We start from the raw sequence: 20779 nt of genomic DNA, 5'->3' as shown, positions 1-20779 counted from the left end.
AGGTGTTTCTCCTTCTGGAATGGGAGCCTGCCGGGTCACGGCACACTCCGCTAAGGGGTTTAGTGCGTGAGGATTTTGGAGAGGAAGTCCTTGGCGCGCTCGCTACGCGGGTTGGCGAAGAACTCCGCCGGAGTAGCGTCCTCCACGAGTTTGCCGTCGGCCATGAAGATGACCCGGTTGGCGGCGTGCCGCGCGAAGCCCATCTCGTGGGTGACCACGACCATGGTCATGCCTTCGCGGGCCAGCGAGGTCATGACGTCCAGCACCTCGCCGACCATCTCCGGGTCCAAGGCGCTCGTGGGCTCGTCGAAGAGCATCGCCTTGGGCTGCATGGCCAGCGCCCGCGCGATCGCGGCCCGCTGCTGCTGCCCGCCGGAGAGCTGGGCCGGGAACTTGTCGGCCTGGTTGGCGATGCCCACCCGGTCGAGTAGGGCCAGGCCCCGCTCGCGTACCGCGGCGGGCTTCTCCTTGCGCACCTTGATCGGGCCCAGAGTGACGTTCTCCAGGATCGTCTTGTGCGCGAAGAGGTTGAACGACTGGAACACCATGCCGACCTCGCTGCGCAGCTTGGCCAGTGCCTTGCCCTCCGCCGGCAGTTCCTGCCCGTCGAAGGTGATGGTGCCGGAATTGATCGGCTCAAGTCGGTTGATCGTGCGGCACAGGGTCGACTTGCCGGAGCCGGACGGGCCGATGACCACGACCACTTCGCCCCGACCCACCGACAGCGAGACATCGTTCAGCACGTGCAGCGGCCCAAACCACTTGTTGACCGAATCCAGCACGATGAGCGGTTCGCCCGTCGTCACGTCGTCCACCGTCCCCCTCGTTGCTTTCGGGGTCGGTCGACCCCCGGATGACGGCCACTGTAGGCGGGCTGACGTGGCTGAACACAACTCAGATGGTCACGAGGCGGTAACACCCTGGCGGATCGCGTCCCAGCGTCCGAAATTGCCCGCTCCTGGTGGCGATTTCGGGCGGTGATGTAGATCATGGGAGGGTGGCAGAGCAGGTGCGATTGACCAGGTACGCCCGGGGTGGCGGATGCGCGTGCAAGATTCCGCCGGGTGAGTTGGAGGCGATGGTGGCCGGGCTGGGCCCGGCCGTCAGCTCGCCGGATCTGTTGGTCGGACTGGACCATGGCGACGACGCCGCCGTGGTCCGGTTGGACCCGCACACCGGGGTGGTGAGCACCGCGGACTTCTTCACCCCGGTCGTCGACGACGCCTACGACTGGGGCCGGATCGCCGCGACCAACGCCCTGTCGGACGTGTACGCGATGGGCGGCCGCCCTCTGGTCGCCCTCAACCTGCTCTGCTGGCCCCGGGAGGTGCTCCCCCTAGAGTTGGCCCGGGAGGTGCTGCGTGGCGGCCGTGACGTCGCCCGGGAGGCCGGCTGTCACCTGGCCGGCGGGCACAGCGTCGACGACGACGGCCCGAAGTACGGCCTGGCGGTCACCGGGCTGGTCCGCCCCGAGGAACTGATCACCCTGGACGCGGGGCGGGCCGGACTGCCGCTGTCGCTGACCAAGCCGCTCGGTGTGGGGGTGCTCAACACCCGGCACAAGAACACCGGGGAGACCTTCCCCGAGGCGGTCGCGGCGATGACCACCCTCAACCGGGAGGCGGCCCAGGCGGCGGTGGCGGCCGGGGTGCGGTGCGGCACGGACGTGACCGGATTCGGCCTGCTCGGCCACGCCTCCAAGCTGGCCCGGGCCAGCGAGCTGACGGTGGCCATCGACATCGACCGGGTGCCGTACCTGGCCGGTGCCCGGGAGGCGGCCCGGGAGGGGTACGTCAGCGGTGGCTCGCGCCGGAACCTGGAGTGGGTCACTCCCTGGACCGACCTGGCGGCGGCGGGGGAGATCGACCGGTTGCTGCTGGCCGACGCGCAGACCTCCGGCGGCCTGCTGGTGGCCGGGGAGATTCCGGGCGCACCCGTGATCGGTGAGCTGCTACCGCGCGGCGAGCACCTGGTCGTACTGCGCTGAGGTGGTGCGGGCTGCGGCGTGCCGTGCTTACCCCCGCGCGCGATACCCGATAATCTGTCACCTTCCCGATACTCACAGCGAGGTGCCTCGGGGAAAATTGCCCAGAATGGTCACAGACCGGTAACTTGCCCCCGCCTGAGGGCAAATGCCCCCCACCATCGTGGGTAGGGCCCGCTCCCGAGGCCCCTGGGACGAGCACAGCGAGGAGGCGGCATGACCGAGCTGTGGAACTGGAGAATCGACCAGGTACGACCGGTGGAGGTCTACCCGGCACTGGCCGATGCGCTCGGTCGGGTGGTGATGCCCCTGGCCGTCGCCGACCCGGCGCGACTGCCGACGTACGCGGTGGTCTGCGACGTGTGGCAGGCGCCCGGGGAGTTCGCCACGATCGTGGACTGTTACGGGGTCCCGGACGGGCTGCCCGAGCTGCCCAGCATCGCGGCACTGGCCCGGCTGCTGGACCGCAACTGCCTGCTGCGGGACGACACCCTGGACGAGACCCGGCACCTGCTGGTCGCACCGGACGGCAGCATCCGCCCGGTGCACTTCGACGTGCGGGAGACCGACGAGGGCGAGGTGCTCAGCGACCGGCGGCTGTGCACCGAGGCCGACCCCCGGTGCCGGGGCTGGTCGCGCTGCCACCGGTCGCGCTGGGCCCCGGACTCGGTGAACCCCGCCCTGGCCGCCGCCTGAGCCTCACCCAGGCCGCCTGAGCACCACCCAGCCGGTGAGCGCCAACCCTGAGCGCACCCGGCCGGCTGAGCGGCGACAAGGGGCCGTCGCTCACCGGCCGCGGACGACGAGGTCGTCCAGGAGGGTGCGGGTGGCGGCCGCCACGGCGGTCACCGCGGCGTCGAAGGCGGCGGCGTTGTGCCCCGCCGGGGCGCGGAAACCGGAGATCTTCCGGACGTACTGCAACGCCGCGGCCTGCACGTCCGCGTCGGTGACCTCCGGGGTGTACGGCTCACGCAGGGTTTTGATGCTTCGGCACACGGCTCCTCCTAGTTCCGTCCGACCACAGGGTGCCGGATACGCTGTGCATGTCATGACTACCGCAGCGGCGGGCAGCCCGCGCACCTACCAGGTACGCACCTACGGCTGCCAGATGAACGTGCACGACTCCGAGCGCATCTCCGGCCTGCTGGAGCAGGCGGGTTACATCCGCGCGGGCGAGGCCGAGGACTCCCCGGACGTGGTGGTGTTCAACACCTGCGCGGTCCGGGAGAACGCCGACAACCGCCTGTACGGCAACCTCGGTCATCTGCGTCCGGTCAAGGACCGGCATCCGGGGATGCAGATCGCGGTCGGTGGCTGCCTGGCCCAGAAGGACCGGGGTGACATCGTCCGCAAGGCGCCCTGGGTCGATGTGGTCTTCGGCACCCACAACATCGGGTCGCTGCCGGTGCTGCTGGAGCGGGCCCGGCACAACGCCGCCGCCGAGGTGGAGATCCTCGAATCCCTCGACGTCTTCCCGAGCACCCTGCCGACCCGGCGGGAGTCGACATACGCCGGCTGGGTGTCGATCTCGGTGGGCTGCAACAACACCTGCACGTTCTGCATCGTGCCGTCTTTGCGGGGCAAGGAGAAGGACCGACGCCCCGGCGACATCCTCAGCGAGGTACGCGCCCTGGTCGACGAGGGTGTGCTGGAGGTGACCCTGCTGGGGCAGAACGTCAACTCCTACGGGGTGGAGTTCGGCGACCGGTACGCCTTCGGCAAGCTGCTGCGGGCCTGCGGGGAGATCGACGGGCTGGAGCGGGTCCGGTTCACCAGCCCGCATCCGAAGGACTTCACGGACGACGTGATCGCCGCGATGGCGGAGACCCCGAACGTCTGCCACTCGCTGCACATGCCGTTGCAGTCCGGATCGGACGACGTGCTGCGGGCGATGCGCCGGTCCTACCGGGCCGAGCGGTACCTCGGCATCATCGACAAGGTCCGGGCGGCGATGCCGGACGCGGCCATCACCACCGACATCATCGTCGGGTTCCCCGGCGAGACCGAGGCGGACTTCGAGCGCACCCTGGAGGTGGTCCGGGCGGCCCGGTTCTCCTCCGCCTTCACCTTCCAGTACTCCAAGCGCCCCGGCACCCCGGCCGCCACCATGGACGGTCAACTGCCCAAGCAGGTCGTGCAGGAGCGCTACGAGCGGCTGATCGCCTGCGTCGAGGAGATCACCTGGGCGGAGAACAAGAAGCTGGTCGGCGAGCCGGTGGAGGTCCTGGTGGCCGTCGGGGAGGGCCGCAAGGACGAGCGCACCGGCCGGCTGTCCGGGCGGGCCCGCGACGGGCGTCTGGTGCACTTCGACGCCGGGTCGTACGCCGGGGCGATCCGCCCGGGGGACATCGTGCACACCGTGGTCACCTACGCCGCACCGCATCACCTCAACGCCGACGGGGAGCCGCTGTCGCATCGGCGGACCCGGGCCGGCGACGCGGCCGAGGCGGGGCGTGCGACGCGTACCCCCGGGGTGTTGCTCGGTCTGCCCACCATCGGTGCCCCGGCCCCAGCGCCCGCGCCGACGACCGGCTGCGCCGTCTCACACTGAACCGGTCGGGGCCCGGTGGAAACCGGACCCCGACCGTCGTACGGTCAGACCGAGATCCGACCGGCGCCCGCGCCGCCGGTCACGATCGACTTCACGCTGCTGGCACTGTCCAGGCTGTAGCCGTACGGGATGCCGGCCACGCTGCCGCCGGACTGCCCGCCGCCGGAGTTGACGAAGTGGTTGTTGCGGGCCACCAGGGAACCCGGACCGGAGTCGCCCTCACCCCGGTGGAACGGGTCCGGGGTGTTCTCGAAGTAGTTCCCCTCGACCAGCACCCCGGCGTTCATCGTGGACGCCACGCCGTAGCCGCGTACGTTGCTGTAGAAGTTGTTGTAGACGTGCACCGGGTTGCCGAAGCGGACCCGCGGGTTGCGCTGGTTGCTGCCGTCGAACCAGTTGTGGTGGTAGGTGACCCGCAGCTTGCCGGTGTCCTGGCTGCCGTTGCTGTCGCTGTGCCCGAGCAGCATCGCCTTGTCGTGGCTGAAGATCCGGTTCCAGGACACGGTGATGAAGTCCGACCCCCGCTTGATGTCGACCGCACCGTCGTAGCCGCTGCTGAAGGTGTTGTGGTCGACCCAGATGTTGGTGGCCGACTGCTCGATGTTGATCGCGTCGTCGCCCCAGTTCCGGAAGGTCAGGTTCCGGATGATCACGTTGCGGTCGCCGTTGATGGTGAAGCCGCAGCCGACGATCGTGGCACCCGCGTTGCCGAGGATGGTCTTGTTGGACCGTACCCGCAGCATCCCCGAGCAGTTGATGGTGCCGGAGACCCGGATCACCGCCGCGCTGCTGGAGTTCAACGCGCTGGTCAGCGCCGAGGCGCTGGTGACCGTGGTGGTGCCGGCGCTGCCGCCGCCGGTGGTACCGCCGTTCTGGGTGGCCCAGCCGACCAGCCCGGTCTGCGGGGCGGGGTTGGGCGGGGGAGTGGTGCCGCCACCACCCAGCCGGATCAGCTGCCAGCGCTGGTTGGCGCCGTCGAGATCCGCGTACTGCGAGACCATCCCGCCGTCAGCGGTGGACCACTGCCACACCTCCAGGGCCTTGCTGCTGTGCCGGTTGATGAACCGGACGTCGCCGTTGGCGGAGTCCGCGAGCCGCCAGTGCTGCTTGGTGTCGCTGCTCGCGGTGACCTGGGTGACCTGCACGCCGTCGTTGGAGTTCGGGACGGCGACGACCTTGCCGGAGTGCCGGTTGCGCAGCTGGTAGTAGCCGTTGCCCACGTCGACGAACTGGAACTGCTGATTGTTGCCGTCGGCACGGGTGAACTGCCGGATCTCCCCGCCGTCGGCGGTGGACCAGTTCCACAGATCCATCGCCTTGCCGCTGTTGCGGTTGACGAACACGTATTGCGCGCTGGTGTCCACGGTGGCCGCCGAAGCGGGGGTCACCGCCACCGCCACCACCGCCGCGGGCAGTACGACCGCCGTCGCGGCCATGACCGCCAGTCGCCGGGTCAGGCGACGTGTGACGAGTGCAAGCACGGTCAATCTCCTCATCCTCTGGGTACGCGGAACGGGTCGGACGACGCGCGTCAGGGCGGCACAGACCAGTTGCCGGCACCGGCGGCGCAGGGTCCGTGACGCGGGTGGCCGCAACGACCATGGATGGTGGTGGAGCGTCGCGGCGTACGCCTGGAGGCGTCATCGGCGTGTGGTCGGCAGGGGTACGCCCCGACATCGGAGGCTGCCGTGCCCAGCGGCAGCGATGCCGGTGGCGGTCGCAGAGTTGCGCCCTGCCGTCGGAGGAACTGGTCGGAAACGGCTCCCATGCCCAGCCCGAAAGGGCAACCGCTTTCCTCAGATAATCACAGATCGACGTCGATGTAAATGTCGAACGTTAACATCGCCGTGACCAGGGGCGCGACAACCGAAAAAGCCCCCGGTTCCAGGCGGAACCGGGGGCTTTTCGCAAGCGGTGACTCAGCCGGCCTGCTCCGCCAGGGCGAGGAACTGGCGCTTGGAGGCGAGGGCCTGCTCCGCCTCCTTGATCCGGCGGGCGTCCCCGGCGGCCTGAGCCCGGCTCAGCCGCTCCTCGGCCTCGGCGACCTGGGCCCGCATCTGGGCCAGCAGGGGGTTGTCCTCCCGGCTGGTCCGACGCCACGCCGAGTCCATCACCTCGCGGACCTTCTCGTCGATCGCACGCAGCCGGCGCTCCAGCCCGGCAGCCGCCTCCCGCGGTACCCGTCCGGCCTCGTGCCACTGCGCCTGGATCTCGCGCAGCTTGGCCTGAGCACCCTTCGGGTCACCCTCGATGTCGAGGGCCTCTGCCTCGGCCAGCAGCGCCTGCTTGCGTTCCAGGTTGGCGCGCTGCTCGTTGTCCCGCGCCGAGAAGACCTCACTGCGCCGGGTGAAGAAGGCGTCCTGGGCGGCCCGGAACCTCTCCCACAGCCGCTGCTCGGCCTCCTTGGAGGCACGCGGCGCGGCCTTCCACTGGTTCATCAGCTCCTTGAGCTGGTTGGCGGCCGAGGCCCACTCGGTCGAGTCCTTGACCTTCTCGGCCTCGGCGACCAGCTCCTCCTTGACCGTCTGCGCCTGCTTGCGCTGCTGGTCCAGGGAGGCGAAGTGCGCACCCCGACGACGGGTGAACCCGTCCCGGGCGGCAGCGAACCGCTTCCAGAGTTCACCGTCGGTCTTCTTGTCGACCCCCCGAATGGTCTTCCACTCGTCGAGGATCTCCTTGAGCCGGTCACCGGCGGTCTTCCAACCGGTCGACTCGGCGGCCAGCTTCTCCGCCTCCTCCACCAGCGCGGTCTTGCGGGCCAGGGCCTCGCTGCGGGCCGCCTCCTTGGCGGCCTTGGCCTCGCCGGCCTTCTCCTCGGCCACCGTGGCGAGCCGGTCCAACCGCGCGGCCAGCGCGTCGATGTCACCGACCACGTGCGCCTCGGCGAGCGAGGCGCGAATCCGTCGTACGGTGGCCAGGGAGTGGTTCGCGTCCGCAGCGCCGGAGTTGAGCCGTGCCTCGGTCAGGTTCACCTCGGTCACCAGGTCGGCGAAGCGGCGGGCGAAGTGTGCCAGCCCCTCCTCCGGTGCTCCCGCCTGCCAGGATCCGACCACCCGCTCGCCCTCGGCGGTCTTGACGTAGACGGTGCCGTCCGCGTCCACCCGTCCGAAGGCAGTCCAGTCGCTCATGTGCCCATCCTCGTTCTCCCGGTGCCCCTGGGGAGAACTCTCTCCCGGGCACCGCCACGGCGCAGCCAAGTTTCTCCGGGCATTGTCACAGGTACGCCCCGGTCCGCGTCGAGCGCCTATCGCCGACCGTGACCATACGGTGTCCTAGGCACTCCGTGGCATCATCCGGACCGGCGTGCCGCACCGCGCCGGTCGGCTGTTGCGGCACCGGCGCCGCACGGAACTGACCTCCCAGCTCAGTGGGTACGGCGGTGACCTGGGGTGCATGGTCGGTCCGGCCGGACCGATACGGTTGCCGGGTGCCACTGGTCGCCGCCGCCGTCTGCCCACACCCGCCGTTGCTGATTCCCGAGGTCGCGGGTGCCGCCGCCGCGGAATTGGACGATCTCCGTCGGGCCTGCCTCGCCGCGGTCACCCGGCTGCTCGACTCCGGCGCCGCCGAGGTGCTGGTCGTCGGTGATGGTCCTTGTGCGCTCCGTCACGATCCGCCCTTTCACGGCTCGCTCGCCTCCTTCGGCCTGCCGGTCGAACCGGCCCTCGGTCGGATGCCCGCCGGTAGCCGTCCCGATCTGCCGCTGAGCCTGACCATCGGCACCTGGCTGCTGGGCCGGGCCCGCCCGGAATCCACCCCTGTGGTGTCGGGCATGTACTCCGTGACGGGAGAGACCGCCCCGGACGCCTGCGCGGAACTCGGCGCCCGCCTCGGTGGTGAAGCGGACTGGGCGCTGCTGGTGATGGGTGACGGGTCGGCCTGCCGGGGTGAGGGAGCGCCCGGCTACGCCGATCCCCGCGCCGAGACGTACGACACCGGGGTCGCCGAGGCCCTGGCCGACGCGGACCTGGCCGCCCTGCTCGACCTGGACCCGGAACTCTCGGCGCAGCTGCGGGTCGCCGGCCGGGCCCCGTGGCAGGTGCTGGCCGGTGCGGCCCGGGGCGCCGGGGGCCGCTGGCGGGGCGAACTGAGCTATCACGCCGCCCCCTACGGAGTGGCCTACTTCGTGGCCAACTGGGAACGGCAGTGAACCCGGGCACGGTGCTCGCCGTGGTCGGACCCACGGCGGCGGGGAAGTCGGCGCTGAGCATCGCCCTGGCCCACGCTCTGGACGGCGAGGTGGTCAACGCGGACTCGATGCAGCTCTACCGGGGGATGGACATCGGCACCGCCAAACTCACCGTCGCCGAGCGGGAGGGGGTACCGCACCACCTGCTGGACATCTGGGAGGTCACCGAGGCGGCCAGTGTCGCCGAGTACCAGGGGCTGGCCCGGGCGGCCGTCGACGACATCCTCACCCGGGGACGGGTGCCCCTGCTGGTCGGCGGTTCCGGGCTGTATGTGCGGGCGGTACTGGAACAGTTCGAGTTCCCCGGCACCGACCCGGTGCTGCGGGCCCGGCTGGAGGAGGAACTGGCCACCGAGGGCCCGGCACCCCTGTACGCGCGGCTGCGGGAGGCCGACCCGGCGGCGGCGGCCGGCATCCTGCCCGGCAACGGCCGGCGGATCGTCCGCGCGCTGGAGGTGATCGAGCTGACCGGGGCTCCGTTCACCGCGGCCCTGCCCGAGCCGACACCGTACTACCCCGCCGTGCAGATCGGCGTCGACCTGGACACCCCCCTGCTCGACGAGCGGATCGCCGTCCGGGTGGACCGGATGTGGGCCGAGGGACTCGTCGCCGAGACCGAAGGGCTGGTCGGGCGGGGCCTGCCCGAGGGGCGTACGGCCAGCCGGGCGCTCGGCTACCAACAGGTGCTGCGGATGCTGGCCGGGGAGCTGACCGAGACCGAGGCCCGCGACGACACCGTACGGGCCACTCGGCGCTTCGTCCGCCGCCAGCGTTCCTGGTTCCGGCGCGACCCCCGGGTGCGGTGGCTGGACTCGGCCGCGCCCACCCTGGTCGAGGATGCCCTGCGGATCGTCGGTGACGCTGCGCGATGATGGAGGGGTGAACTTCACCAAGGGGCATGGCACCGGAAACGACTTCGTGATCCTGCCCGACCCGGACGGTGCGCTGGACCTGACCCCCGACCTGGTGGCCGCGATCTGCGACCGGCGACGGGGGATCGGCGGCGACGGCGTGCTGCGCGTGGTCCGGGCCGCCAAGCACCCCGACGGGGCGGGCCTGGCCGGTGACGCCGAGTGGTTCATGGACTACTGGAACTCCGACGGCTCCTTCGCGGAGATGTGCGGCAACGGCGCCCGGGTCTTCGTCCGCTTCCTACTCGAAACCGGACTGGCCACCCCGGTCGACGGTGTCCTGCCGGTGGCCACCCGGGCCGGGCTGGTGCGGGCCCGTCTCGACGGCGCGGACATCGCCGTCGAGATGCGCCGCCCTGACCTGTACGCGACCTCGACGGCCGCCCTGGGCGGACTGGCCCTCAGCGGCACGGCGGTGGACGTCGGCAACCCCCACCTGGTCTGCCCACTGCCGGCCGGCCTCGACCTGGCCGGTCTCGACCTGACCCGGGCTCCCGGCTACGACCCGGCGATCTTCCCGCGCGGGGTGAACGTGGAGTTCACCGCCGCCGGGGAGCCGCTCGACGGGGTCGACGGGCACGTGCTGATGCGGGTCTACGAGCGCGGCTCCGCCGAGACCCTGTCCTGCGGCACCGGCGCCTGCGCCGTCGCCGCAGTCGCCCTGCGCGACCTGGCCCGGGAGACCGGCACGGTGGCTGTCGACCTCCCCGGCGGCCGACTCACCGTCACCCTGACCCCGGACTCCTGCTGGCTCTCCGGCCCCGCCCTCCTCATCGCCACCGGCACCCTCACCCACCCCACCCTCTAGCCCCACCCCCGAGCGCCCCGCCTCGCCGATCTTGCACTTTTTGTCGCTGAAGTGCCCCTTTATGTCGCATCTGTCCCGACCGAAAGTGCATGATCGACGCGCTGGGCTGCGCGGGCCGCGCCGCACTGGGCTGCCATGCGACGCGCCGGGGTGCGAAACGCGCGCCTGGGCCGCGTAGGGCGCGGGTGTGGGGATGAGGGTGGGCGGTCGAGGCGTGGGGCGGACTCAGGCTGCACGAGGAGGGGGAGCGAAACGCGTCGCCCGCGCGCCTGGCTGGGCGCGCGGGCGATTGAGGTGCGCGGGGGCTGTTCCGCCCGTCAGGGGGTGGCGGAGGCGTTGGCGGCGATCTCGGGGAGGTCGGCGGGACCGGGGTCGGCGGCCGGCGGGGGAGTGCTGGCGGGGTTCTGGGCGGCGGCGCGGACGGCGGCGGCCACCGCCGGGGCGACCCGGGAGTCGAAGACGCTCGGCACGATGACGGTGGCGTTGATCTTCTCCTCGCCGACCACGTCGGCGATGGCCTGGGCGGCGGCGAGCGCCATCTCCTCGGTGAACTCCTCGGCGTGCGCGTCGAGCATGCCGCGGAAGACGCCGGGGAAGGCGAGCACGTTGTTGATCTGGTTCGGCTGGTCGGAGCGGCCGGTGGCGACCACGGCGGCGTGCTTGCGCGCCTCCCGCGGGTCGACCTCCGGGTCCGGGTTGGCCAGCGCGAAGACGATCGAGTCCTTGGCCATCCGGGCGATGTCGTCGCCGGTGAGCAGGTTCGGGGCGCTCACCCCGATGAAGACGTCCGCACCCTCCAGCGCCCCGGGCAGGTCACCCGAGTAGCCGTCCCGGTTGGTGTTCTCGGCCAGCCACTGCCAGGCCGGGTTGAGGTCGGGCTGACCGCGGTGCAGGGCTCCCTGGCGGTCGTACGCGATGATGTCGCCGACCCCCTGGCGCAGCAGCAGCTTCATGATCGCGGTGCCGGCCGCGCCGGCCCCGGAGACGACCACCCGTACGTCCGCCAGCCGCTTGCCGACCACCCGCAGCGCGTTGGTCAGCGCGGCCAGCACGCAGATCGCGGTGCCGTGCTGGTCGTCGTGGAAGACCGGGATGTCCAGCGCCTCACGCAGCCGGGCCTCGATCTCGAAGCACCGCGGCGCCGCGATGTCCTCCAGGTTGATCCCGCCGTACGCGGGCGCGATCGCCTTGACGATGGCGACGATCTCGTCGGTGTCCTGGGTGTCGAGCACCACCGGCCAGGCGTCCACCCCGCCGAAGCGCTTGAACAGGGCCGCCTTGCCCTCCATCACCGGCAGGGAGGCCGCCGGGCCGAGGTTGCCCAGCCCCAGTACGGCCGAGCCGTCGCTGACCACGGCCACGGTGTTGCGCTTGATGGTCAGCCGGCGGGCGTCGGCCGGGTTGTCCGCGATCGCCTGGCAGACCCGGGCCACCCCCGGGGTGTACGCCCGGGACAGCTCGTCACGGGTGCGCAGCGCGACCTTCGGGCTCACCTCGATCTTGCCGCCGAGGTGCAGCAGGAAGGTGCGGTCGGAGACCTTGCGCACGTCGACCCCGTCGAGGGTCCGCAGCGCGTCGACCACCTGGTCGGCGTGGCCGGCGTCGGCGGTGTCGCAGGTGAGGTCCACGATCACGTGGTTGGGGTCGGAATCGACCACGTCCAATGCGGTGACGATGGCCCCCGCCTCGCCCACCGAGGTGGTGAGTCGACCGATCGAGGAGGCATCGGCGGGCACGGCGATACGGACCGTGATCGAAAATCCAGCACTGGGCAGTCGGGTGATGGCCACGCAATTCCCTCCGTCGGCGGCGAACGGCTCATGGAATTTCTACCCGTTCTACCTGGGCCTCTGGCAGCCACCCCCAATTGTGCTGCTTTGTGTGCTGGGCATATAGCGGGTGCGACCAGCGTTGCCACATGACAGGATTACTTCGTACAGCAACAGTTCGGACAGGAGAAGCGCTTGCGAGACCAGGAGACCTACGTCCCCAACGACGACATCGAGACAACCACCGGTGAGTACGAACTCTCCGAGCGGCAGGCGTTGCGACGGGTCCCCGGCCTCTCCACCGAGCTGACGGACGTCACCGAGGTCGAATACCGCCAGCTGCGGCTGGAGCGGGTGGTCCTGGTCGGGGTCTGGACCGAGGGCACCCAGGCCGACGCGGAGAACTCCCTGACCGAGTTGGCCGCGCTGGCCGAGACCGCCGGCTCCCAGGTGCTCGAAGGTCTCATCCAGCGACGGACCCGACCGGACCCGGCCACCTACATCGGTCGCGGCAAGGTCGACGACCTGGGTGCCATGGTGCTCGCCGCCGGTGCCGACACGGTGATCTGCGACGGTGAACTGTCCCCGTCCCAGCTGCGCAATCTGGAGCAGCGGACCAAGGTCAAGGTGGTCGACCGTACCGCCCTGATCCTGGACATCTTCGCCCAGCACGCCAAGAGCAAGGAGGGCCGCGCCCAGGTCGAGCTGGCCCAGTTGGAATACCTGCTGCCCCGGCTGCGCGGTTGGGGTGAGACCCTGTCCCGGCAGACCGGTGGTTCCGGTCGCGGTGGGGGCGCCGGCGGCGGCGTGGGTGTGCGTGGTCCGGGTGAGACCAAGCTGGAGACCGACCGGCGACGGATCCGCCACCGCATCGCCCGGCTGCGCCGGGAGATCAAAGCCATGAGCACCGTACGCGAGACCAAGCGCTCGCGTCGCTCCCGCAACGCCGTCCCGGCGGTGGCCATCGCCGGCTACACGAACGCCGGCAAGTCCAGCCTGCTCAACCGGCTCACCGGGGCCGGGGTGCTGGTGGAGGACGCCCTGTTCGCCACCCTGGATCCGACCACCCGCCGCGCCACCACGGCCGAGGGGCGGGTCTACACCCTCTCCGACACGGTCGGGTTCGTCCGGCACCTGCCGCACCAGATCGTCGAGGCCTTCCGCTCGACCCTGGAGGAGGTCGCCGAGGCCGATCTCGTGGTGCACGTGGTCGACGGCACCCATCCCGACCCCCAGGAGCAGGTCCGGGCCGTGCGGGAGGTGCTGAGCGAGGTCGGCGCCGACCGGCTGCCCGAGCTGCTGGTGGTCAACAAGACCGACGCCGCCGACGAGGAGACCCTGCTCCACCTCAAGCGGCTCTGGCCGGACGCGGTGTTCGTCTCCGCGCACAGCGGGCTGGGCATCGAGGAACTGCGCGCGACCATCGAGCAGCGGCTGCCCCGTCCGGCGGTCGACGTGCGAGTGGTGCTGCCGTACGACCGGGGTGACCTGGTGGCCCGGGTCCATCGACAGGGTGAGGTGCTCAGCACCGCCCACCTGGCGGAGGGCACGATGCTGCACGTACGGGTCAACGAGGCCTTGGCGGCCGAACTGGCCCCGTACCACGACACGGCGGAGACGGCCCGTACCGCCGGGTAACGCGGCTGCCGCGTGACCCGGCGGAAACCTCCGGCATGCGACACTTCCATCATGCTCCGCACTGCTTCCCCGGTCACGGTGGCACTCGGCCTGCTCGGGGCCACCGTGACTGTCACCGGTGCCGTCCTGGCGGCACCGGTACCGCAGCCTGCCTCCGCTGCGTCGACCGTCGCGGTGACAGGCCGGGCGGCGGCGCCCAGCACAGTCCTGCCGGCGGCCCTCGGTGCGCCGTTGACCAAGGCGGGCAAGAAGCAGTGCACGGTCACCGATTCGCGCCTGCGGGAGATGTCCGGTCTGGTGGCCACCCGCAACGGGTACATCGTGATCAACGACAGCACCGACCAGGACGACCGCAAGCGGGTCTTCTACCTCAACAAGGACTGCCAGGTCGTTCGCGACGTGGGCTACTCCGGCGCGGGGCCGTTCGACACCGAGGATCTGGCCATCTCGCCGGACAAGAAGAAGCTGTGGATCGCCGACACCGGTGACAACGTCACCAGCCGGCAGCGCCGCGAGCGGGTGGCCGTCTGGAGCATGCCGGTCAACGGCAGCGAGCAGCCCAAGTTGCACCGGCTGGCGTACCCGGACGGCAAGCCCCGCGACGCCGAGGCCCTGCTGATCGGCGACGACAACCTGCCGCTGATCATTACCAAGGTCACCGCCGGCAAGGCCGAGATCTTCACCCCGGACGGGGCCCTGAAGACCGGTGACACCGCGCCGGTGCCGATGAAGAAGCTCGGCGACATCACCCTGCCGAAAACGGACACCGAGAACCCCCTGAGCACCTTCGGGCGGGTCGCGATCACCGGTGCCGCCCGGTCCCCGGACGGTGCCCGGGTGGTGCTGCGCACCTACGCGGACGCCTTCGAGTACGACGTCCAGAACGGCGACCTCGTCGGTGCCCTGACCAACGGCACCCCTCGGGTCACCGCCCTGGCCGACCCCTTCGGCGAGGCGATCTCGTACTCCACCGACGGGAAGACCTTCCTGACCGTCTCCGACGCCGGTCACCTGGACGACGACGAACCGGTCGACATCCTCAGCTACACCCCCTCCACGGAGGGCCCGAAAAACCTGGCCGAGGATCCGGACGCGGCCAAGAAGTCGACCGGCCAGTCCTTCCTGGACGGGTTGACCCTCGACGACATCACGTACCTGATCGCCTCCGTCGGGGTGCTCGGCGCGTTGCTGGTCGGCGCGGGCATCTTCGGCATCCTGCGGGCCCGCAAGCGGCGGCCACCCGCGGGCAAGGGCGGCAACCGCGACGACGACGGCCCGGGACCCACCCGCGGTGGCGACGACGGTACGCCGAAGGACCGCGCCCGCTCCGGTGCGGTGTACGGCGGCGCTGGCGGTGGGGTCTACGGCGGCGGCTCACCTGACGGTGAACGCCCCGGGGCGGCCCGTTCCGGTCCGGTCTACGGGGGGCGTGCCGGCGGCAACGGTGCCCGTCCGGGCGGTGGCGGTGTCTACGGCGGTGGGGGCCGCGCCGGCGAGGCCGGCCCCGGCAGCGGCGGCCGACCCGGCGGTGGCCGCCCGGCCGGCGGCGGTGGCGGCGGGGTGTACGGCGGCGGGGCCCGGTCCGGCGGACCGCCGCCCGCCGGCGGTCGCGCGGAGCCCCCGCGAGGTGGTGCACGGGTCGAACCGCCACGGGGTGGTGGCCGCGCAGAACCCCCACGGGGTGGCGGCCGTGCGGAGCCGCCACGGGGTGATGCGCGTGCCGAGCCACCACGCGGCGGGGGCCCTGCCCAGCCACCGCGCGGTGGAGGACGTGCCGAGCCGCCGCGGCGGGGCGGTGGCCCGGCCGAGAACGACTATCGGGGTCGACGATCCGGTCGCTACCGCGAAGACAACTCCGAGCCCTACGGCCAACCGCCCGGCGGCAGCTACGGCTACCGGGGCGACCGGTACTGACCCGAAGAGGCCCGGCACCGTTGCGTGCCCAGGGCGATACTGGGCACGGCCAGCGGCGCTTCTCGAGGCCGTCCCGACCTGGCCGCACCGGTAGGGTGCCTGGCGTACCCAGCACCGGTAGGTGCCCAGGTACTTCCCTGGGCACCGTCCGTCGAGCTGAGGCTGGTGGGTGCCGGTCAGATCCGGCGCAGCACCGCCACCACCCGGCCCATGATGGTGGCGTCGTCGCCGGGAATGGGGTCGAATGCCGGGTTCTGCGGCATCAGCCAGACGTGACCGTCGCGGCGCCGGTAGGTCTTCACGGTCGCCTCGCCGTCCAGCATGGCGGCGACGATCTCCCCGGAGTCGGCGGTCGGCTGCTGCCGGACCACCACCCAGTCGCCGTCGCAGATGGCCGCGTCGAGCATCGAGTCGCCCTTGACCTGGAGCATGAAGACCTCGCCCTCGCCGACCAGCTCGCGGGGCAGCGGGAAGACCTCCTCCATCGACTGCTCGGCGAGGATCGGCCCACCGGCGGCGATCCGGCCGAGCATCGGCACGTACGCCGGGGTGGGTCGCTGGGAGCGGCTCAACTCGTCGTCGAGGTCGGCGGGCGGGCGGACGTCGACCGCCCGGGGCCGGTTCGGGTCCCGGCGCAGGAAGCCCTTCTTCTCCAGCTCCTTGAGCTGGTAGGCGACGCTGGAGGGGGAGACCAGCCCGACCGCCTCGCCGATCTCACGCACGCTCGGCGGGTAGCCGTGCCGTTCCACCCAGGTACGGATGAAGTCCAGGATGCGCCGCTGCCGGGCGGTGAGGTCCGCGGTGGCCGGGTCCGGGAAGGTGTTGGTCACCGGGGCCACCGGGCGTACCGCGGGCTGTGCCGCCCGGGCCCGGGTGACGCTGCGGCGTCGGGTGGGCGGCGGCCCCGCCTCGCTGCTCTGCTGCGGGCTGTGTGGCCGGTTGGCCCGGTCCTGGGTCACGTCCGTCCTCCCTGGTCGGCGCTGGGTGCCTCGGCGGCTCGTGGTGCGTGCGGTGGTCTGCCGGACAGCAGGTCGACCATGGTCACCTCCGGCTGTTCAGACCGTATAGGTGAGATCAGTCATTTTCAAACATCTGTACGAGGTTTCTCCGCGTGTCGACACGCCTAACGGTGACATTCGTACGCCTGTTCTGATAAATGATACGTCTGGTCGAACGGATGTTCGATCCGCTGCCTTTTTCGGAGATCCGATCCCCTCGGGCGGTAACCGGCGTCACCTCGCCGCGTTGGGCTCTCGGGTTGCGTCGGAGTCGCCGGTCGGGTGGGCTGTCAGGCGACGCGCCGGACACGCCGGTCAACTTGACCGCGGTTCGCCAGCGGCCTAGGTTCAACCCCTAGATGTAGTAGTCACACGGGCGTAACTCGCCTACAGGTTGGGTTCGACTACGGAACGCACTCCCGTACAGTCAGTCGGCGGCCATCGGTTGAAGGATGGTTCGTCGCGCTGAATCGTGCCCGGAGGCGGCCGTAGGCGTGCCCTTTGTCGATCAAGGAGGTCGGGCGATGCGGTGTCCGTACTGCCGGCACGCCGACTCCCGGGTGGTCGACTCGCGGGAGGCCGACGACGGCCAGCTGATCCGTCGCCGACGCTCCTGCCCGGAGTGCGGCAAACGGTTCACCACGGTCGAGGAGGCCGTGCTCGCGGTCGTCAAGCGCAGCGGGGTGACCGAGCCGTTCAGCCGTACGAAGATCATCGGTGGGGTGCGCAAGGCCTGCCAGGGCCGGCCGGTCGACGAGGACTCGATCGCCCTGCTGGCGCAGCGGGTCGAGGAGACCATCCGGGCCAAGGGGGCCGCCGAGATCCCCAGCCACGAGGTGGGGCTGGCCATCCTGGGTCCCCTGCGGGACCTGGACGAGGTCGCCTACCTGCGGTTCGCCAGCGTGTACCGGTCGTTCGACTCGCTCGCCGATTTCGAGCGGGAGATCGAGACGCTGCGGGCCGCCGCGCGTGCCCGGCTGGGTGCCGAGGCCGAGACGGCCGGCGCTGCCGGCCCCGCGCAGTGAACTTTTTTCAGCGGTAGTGACAGTCGGATCGCGCGGTGCCGCGCGGACGAGGGGGCGGATGAGATGCCGGGGGATGGCGTGACAACAAGCAGGGCACGAAGCAAGGCCGGCGCGGGTCTGAAGGTCGAGCGGGTCTGGACCACCGAGGGCGTGCACCCGTACGACGAGGTCGCCTGGGAGCGGCGCGACGTCGTGATGACCAACTGGCGGGACGGCTCGATCAACTTCGAGCAGCGGGGGGTGGAGTTCCCGGAGAGCTGGAGCGTCAACGCGGCCAACATCGTGACCACCAAGTACTTCCGGGGCGCGGTGGGCACCCCGGAGCGGGAGTGGTCGCTGCGGCAGCTGATCGACCGGGTGGTCACCACCTACCGCACCGCCGGGGAGGAGTACGGCTACTTCGCCAGCCCGGCTGACGCGGAGATCTTCGCCCACGAGCTGACCTGGATGCTGCTGCACCAGGTGTTCAGCTTCAACTCCCCGGTCTGGTTCAACGTCGGCACGCCCTCACCCCAGCAGGTCAGCGCGTGTTTCATCCTGGCCGTGGACGACTCGATGGACTCCATCCTCGACTGGTACAAGGAAGAAGGGCTGATCTTCAAGGGTGGCTCCGGCTCCGGGGTCAACCTCTCCCGGATCCGCTCCTCCCGGGAGCTGCTCTCCTCCGGTGGCACCGCCTCCGGCCCGGTCAGCTTCATGCGCGGCGCGGACGCCAGCGCGGGCACCATCAAGTCCGGCGGCGCCACCCGGCGGGCGGCCAAGATGGTCATCCTGGATGTCGACCACCCTGACATCGAGGAGTTCGTGATCACCAAGGCGCGGGAGGAGGACAAGATCCGCGCCCTGCGCGACGCCGGGTTCGACATGGACCTGGGCGGCGCCGACATCGTCAGCGTGCAGTACCAGAACGCCAACAACTCGGTCCGGGTCTCCGACGAGTTCATGACCGCGGTGGAGAACGGCGGCGGCTTCGACCTGCGGGGTCGGCTCGACGGGCAGACCATCGAGACCATCGACGCTAAGAAGCTGTTCCGCACCATCTCCCAGGCCGCCTGGGAGTGCGCCGACCCCGGCCTGCAGTACGACGACACCATCAACGACTGGCACACCTGCCCGGAGACCGGTCGGATCACCGCCTCCAACCCCTGCTCGGAGTACCTGCACCTGGACAACTCCTCGTGCAACCTGGCCTCGCTGAACCTGATGAAGTTCCTCCGCGCCGACGGCGGCTTCGAGGTGGAGAAGTTCGTCAAGTCGGTCGAGTTCGTCATCACCGCGATGGACATCTCGATCTGCTTCGCCGACTTCCCGACCGAGAAGATCGGCGAGACCACCCGGGCGTACCGGCAGCTCGGCATCGGGTACGCCAACCTGGGTGCCCTGCTGATGGCCTCCGGCCTGCCGTACGACTCCGACCAGGGCCGCTCCCTGGCCGCCGCGATCACCTCGCTGATGACCGGTACGGCGTACCGCCGCTCGGCCGAGCTGGCCGGCATCGTCGGGGCGTACGACGGCTACGCCCGCAACGCCGAGCCGCACAAGCGGGTGATGCGCAAGCACGCCGCCGCCAACGACCAGATCAAGCCCAGCGGTACGGTGGCCACCGCAGTGGTCCGCGAGGCCACCAAGCAGTGGACCCAGGGCAACAAGATCGGCGACAAGAACGGCTGGCGTAACTCGCAGGCCAGCGTGCTCGCGCCGACCGGCACCATCGGCCTGATGATGGACTGCGACACCACCGGAGTCGAGCCGGACCTGGCGCTGGTCAAGTTCAAGAAGCTGGTCGGCGGCGGCTCCATGCAGATCGTCAACCAGACCGTGCCGCGCGCCCTGCGTAGCCTCGGCTACCCGGAAGAGCAGGTCGAGGCGATCGTCGAGCACATCGCCGACCACGGCCACGTGGTGGACGCCCCCGGCCTCAAGCCGGAGCACTACCCGGTCTTCGACTGCGCCATGGGCGAGCGGTCCATCGCCCCGATGGGTCACGTCCGGATGATGGCGGCGGTGCAGCCGTTCATCTCCGGTGCCATCTCCAAGACGGTGAACATGCCGGAGCAGGCCACTGTCGAGGACGTCGAGAAGATCTACTTCGAGGGCTGGAAGCTCGGCCTCAAGGCCCTGGCGATCTACCGGGACAACTGCAAGGTGGGCCAGCCGCTGTCGGTGGCCAAGCCGAACAAGGCCGCCGAGCCGGCCCCGACCACCGCGGTCGAGCCGGTGGTGGAGAAGGTCGTGGAGTACCGCCCGGTGCGCAAGCGGCTGCCGAAGAAGCGCCCCTCGGAGACCATCTCCTTCTCGGTCGGTGGCGCCGAGGGCTACCTCACCGCCTCCTCCTACCCGGACGACGGCCTGGGCGAGGTCTTCCTCAAGATGTCCAAGCAGGGTTCCACCCTGGCCGGGGTGATGGACGCCTTCTCGGTGGCCATCTCCATCGGCCTGCAGTACGGCGTCCCCCTGGAGACGTACGTCAGCAAGTTCACCAACATGCGCTTCGAGCCGGCCGGCATGACGGACGACCCGGACGTGCGGATGGCCGCCTCGGTGATGGACTACATCTTCCGTCGCCTGGCCCTGGACTTCCTGCCGTACGAGCGCCGCGCCGAACTGGGCATCTTCACCGCCAAGGAGCGGGCCGCCCAGCTGGCGGCCGAAGCCGAGGCGGAGGCCAACGGCACGGACCTGACCGCGATGGCTGCCTCCGCCCCGCTGGAGCACCGGCCGGAGGAGCCGAAGGCCGGGCCGATCGCCCAGCCGGCCCAGGAACTCGCCGAGGTCGCCGCGGTCAAGCCGGCCCCGGCGGTCGGTTCCAGCACTGAGCTGCTGGAAGCCGTGATCGGCAAGGCCGCCGACGCGCCGCTCTGCTTCACCTGCGGCACGAAGATGCGCCCCGCCGGCAGCTGCTACGTCTGCGAAGGCTGCGGCTCTACCAGCGGCTGCAGCTGATCCATCACACCCGACCGCCCGGCCTCGCCCCCCGAGGCCGGGCGGTCGC

Annotated in this window: 16 protein-coding genes; 10 read left to right on the top strand and 6 right to left on the bottom strand. The window is 70.7% G+C overall.

The annotated features are described in order from the left end of the window. Window positions 1-59: 59 nt before the first annotated feature. Window positions 60-815 carry an amino acid ABC transporter ATP-binding protein gene (locus ACGFIK_RS00950; protein WP_327022135.1) on the bottom strand — a complete coding sequence of 252 codons (756 nt, stop codon included), beginning with the start codon at window positions 813-815 and terminating at the stop codon, window positions 60-62. 182 nt (window positions 816-997) lie between these two features. On the opposite strand from ACGFIK_RS00950, the gene selD reads away from it, so the two are divergent. Both selD and ACGFIK_RS00940 read left to right on the top strand, forming a co-directional pair. Next, entirely contained in the window at window positions 998-1987 is a 990-nt protein-coding gene (gene selD, locus ACGFIK_RS00945) for a selenide, water dikinase SelD (RefSeq protein WP_327022134.1), read from the top strand. Window positions 1988-2200: 213 nt separating this feature from the next. Further along, a complete protein-coding gene (locus tag ACGFIK_RS00940; protein ID WP_327022133.1) occupies window positions 2201-2680 on the top strand; it encodes a hypothetical protein in 480 nt (159 codons plus the stop codon). Between the two features lie 90 nt (window positions 2681-2770). Here ACGFIK_RS00940 and ACGFIK_RS00935 read toward each other — a convergent pair whose 3' ends face one another. Then, the gene (locus ACGFIK_RS00935; protein ID WP_327022132.1) at window positions 2771-2980 is read right to left on the bottom strand and encodes a DUF2277 family protein; all 210 of its coding nucleotides are present in this window, start codon (window positions 2978-2980) and stop codon (window positions 2771-2773) included. A 52-nt stretch (window positions 2981-3032) separates the two neighbouring features. Here ACGFIK_RS00935 and miaB point away from each other — a divergent pair, with 52 nt between their 5' ends. Further along, window positions 3033-4535, top strand: a complete 1503-nt coding sequence (gene miaB / locus ACGFIK_RS00930; RefSeq protein WP_327022131.1) for a tRNA (N6-isopentenyl adenosine(37)-C2)-methylthiotransferase MiaB — start codon at window positions 3033-3035, stop codon at window positions 4533-4535. A gap of 44 nt (window positions 4536-4579) precedes the next feature. Here miaB and ACGFIK_RS00925 read toward each other — a convergent pair whose 3' ends face one another. Both ACGFIK_RS00925 and ACGFIK_RS00920 read right to left on the bottom strand, forming a co-directional pair. After that, window positions 4580-6016 carry an RICIN domain-containing protein gene (locus ACGFIK_RS00925; protein WP_393337079.1) on the bottom strand — a complete coding sequence of 479 codons (1437 nt, stop codon included), beginning with the start codon at window positions 6014-6016 and terminating at the stop codon, window positions 4580-4582. Window positions 6017-6454: 438 nt separating this feature from the next. Continuing rightward, window positions 6455-7663, bottom strand: coding sequence for a DUF349 domain-containing protein (locus ACGFIK_RS00920; RefSeq protein WP_327022130.1), 1209 nt, complete (start codon window positions 7661-7663; stop codon window positions 6455-6457). A 299-nt stretch (window positions 7664-7962) separates the two neighbouring features. Between ACGFIK_RS00920 and ACGFIK_RS00915 the strand changes: the two genes are divergently transcribed. From ACGFIK_RS00915 to dapF, 3 genes are read left to right on the top strand one after another with little or no spacing between them, the layout of a single operon-like run. Next, the gene (locus ACGFIK_RS00915; protein WP_327022129.1) at window positions 7963-8685 is read left to right on the top strand and encodes a hypothetical protein; all 723 of its coding nucleotides are present in this window, start codon (window positions 7963-7965) and stop codon (window positions 8683-8685) included. After that, entirely contained in the window at window positions 8682-9596 is a 915-nt protein-coding gene (miaA, locus tag ACGFIK_RS00910; RefSeq protein WP_327022128.1) for a tRNA (adenosine(37)-N6)-dimethylallyltransferase MiaA, read from the top strand. The genes ACGFIK_RS00915 and miaA overlap by 4 nt, the downstream gene beginning before the upstream one ends. 7 nt (window positions 9597-9603) lie before the next feature. After that, window positions 9604-10443: a diaminopimelate epimerase gene (dapF, locus tag ACGFIK_RS00905; protein ID WP_327022127.1), complete on the top strand. Its 840-nt coding sequence runs from the start codon at window positions 9604-9606 to the stop codon at window positions 10441-10443. A 317-nt stretch (window positions 10444-10760) separates the two neighbouring features. Here the strand turns inward: dapF and ACGFIK_RS00900 are convergent, their stop codons facing one another. Continuing rightward, window positions 10761-12233: an NAD-dependent malic enzyme gene (locus ACGFIK_RS00900; protein WP_327022126.1), complete on the bottom strand. Its 1473-nt coding sequence runs from the start codon at window positions 12231-12233 to the stop codon at window positions 10761-10763. A 174-nt stretch (window positions 12234-12407) separates the two neighbouring features. On the opposite strand from ACGFIK_RS00900, the gene hflX reads away from it, so the two are divergent. Together hflX and ACGFIK_RS00890 are read left to right on the top strand one after the other, a co-directional pair. Next, a complete protein-coding gene (gene hflX, locus ACGFIK_RS00895) occupies window positions 12408-13850 on the top strand; it encodes a GTPase HflX (RefSeq protein ID WP_327022125.1) in 1443 nt (480 codons plus the stop codon). Between the two features lie 51 nt (window positions 13851-13901). Then, window positions 13902-15764 carry a hypothetical protein gene (locus tag ACGFIK_RS00890; protein ID WP_327022124.1) on the top strand — a complete coding sequence of 621 codons (1863 nt, stop codon included), beginning with the start codon at window positions 13902-13904 and terminating at the stop codon, window positions 15762-15764. A gap of 176 nt (window positions 15765-15940) precedes the next feature. On the opposite strand, the gene lexA is transcribed toward ACGFIK_RS00890, so the two are convergent. Then, a complete protein-coding gene (gene lexA / locus ACGFIK_RS00885) occupies window positions 15941-16723 on the bottom strand; it encodes a transcriptional repressor LexA (RefSeq protein ID WP_327022123.1) in 783 nt (260 codons plus the stop codon). 563 nt (window positions 16724-17286) lie between these two features. Here lexA and nrdR point away from each other — a divergent pair. Further along, complete coding sequence (nrdR, locus tag ACGFIK_RS00880) at window positions 17287-17787, top strand: transcriptional regulator NrdR (protein WP_327022122.1); 501 nt, start codon at window positions 17287-17289, stop codon at window positions 17785-17787. Between the two features lie 63 nt (window positions 17788-17850). Further along, window positions 17851-20730 carry a vitamin B12-dependent ribonucleotide reductase gene (locus tag ACGFIK_RS00875; RefSeq protein ID WP_327022121.1) on the top strand — a complete coding sequence of 960 codons (2880 nt, stop codon included), beginning with the start codon at window positions 17851-17853 and terminating at the stop codon, window positions 20728-20730. Window positions 20731-20779: the final 49 nt, after the last annotated feature.

Source organism: Micromonospora sp. NPDC048871 (genome assembly GCF_043198155.1).
Taxonomy (GTDB): domain Bacteria; phylum Actinomycetota; class Actinomycetes; order Mycobacteriales; family Micromonosporaceae; genus Micromonospora.
Note: the sequence above shows the minus strand (reverse complement) of the source record. Positions and strands in the feature narration are given on the sequence as shown.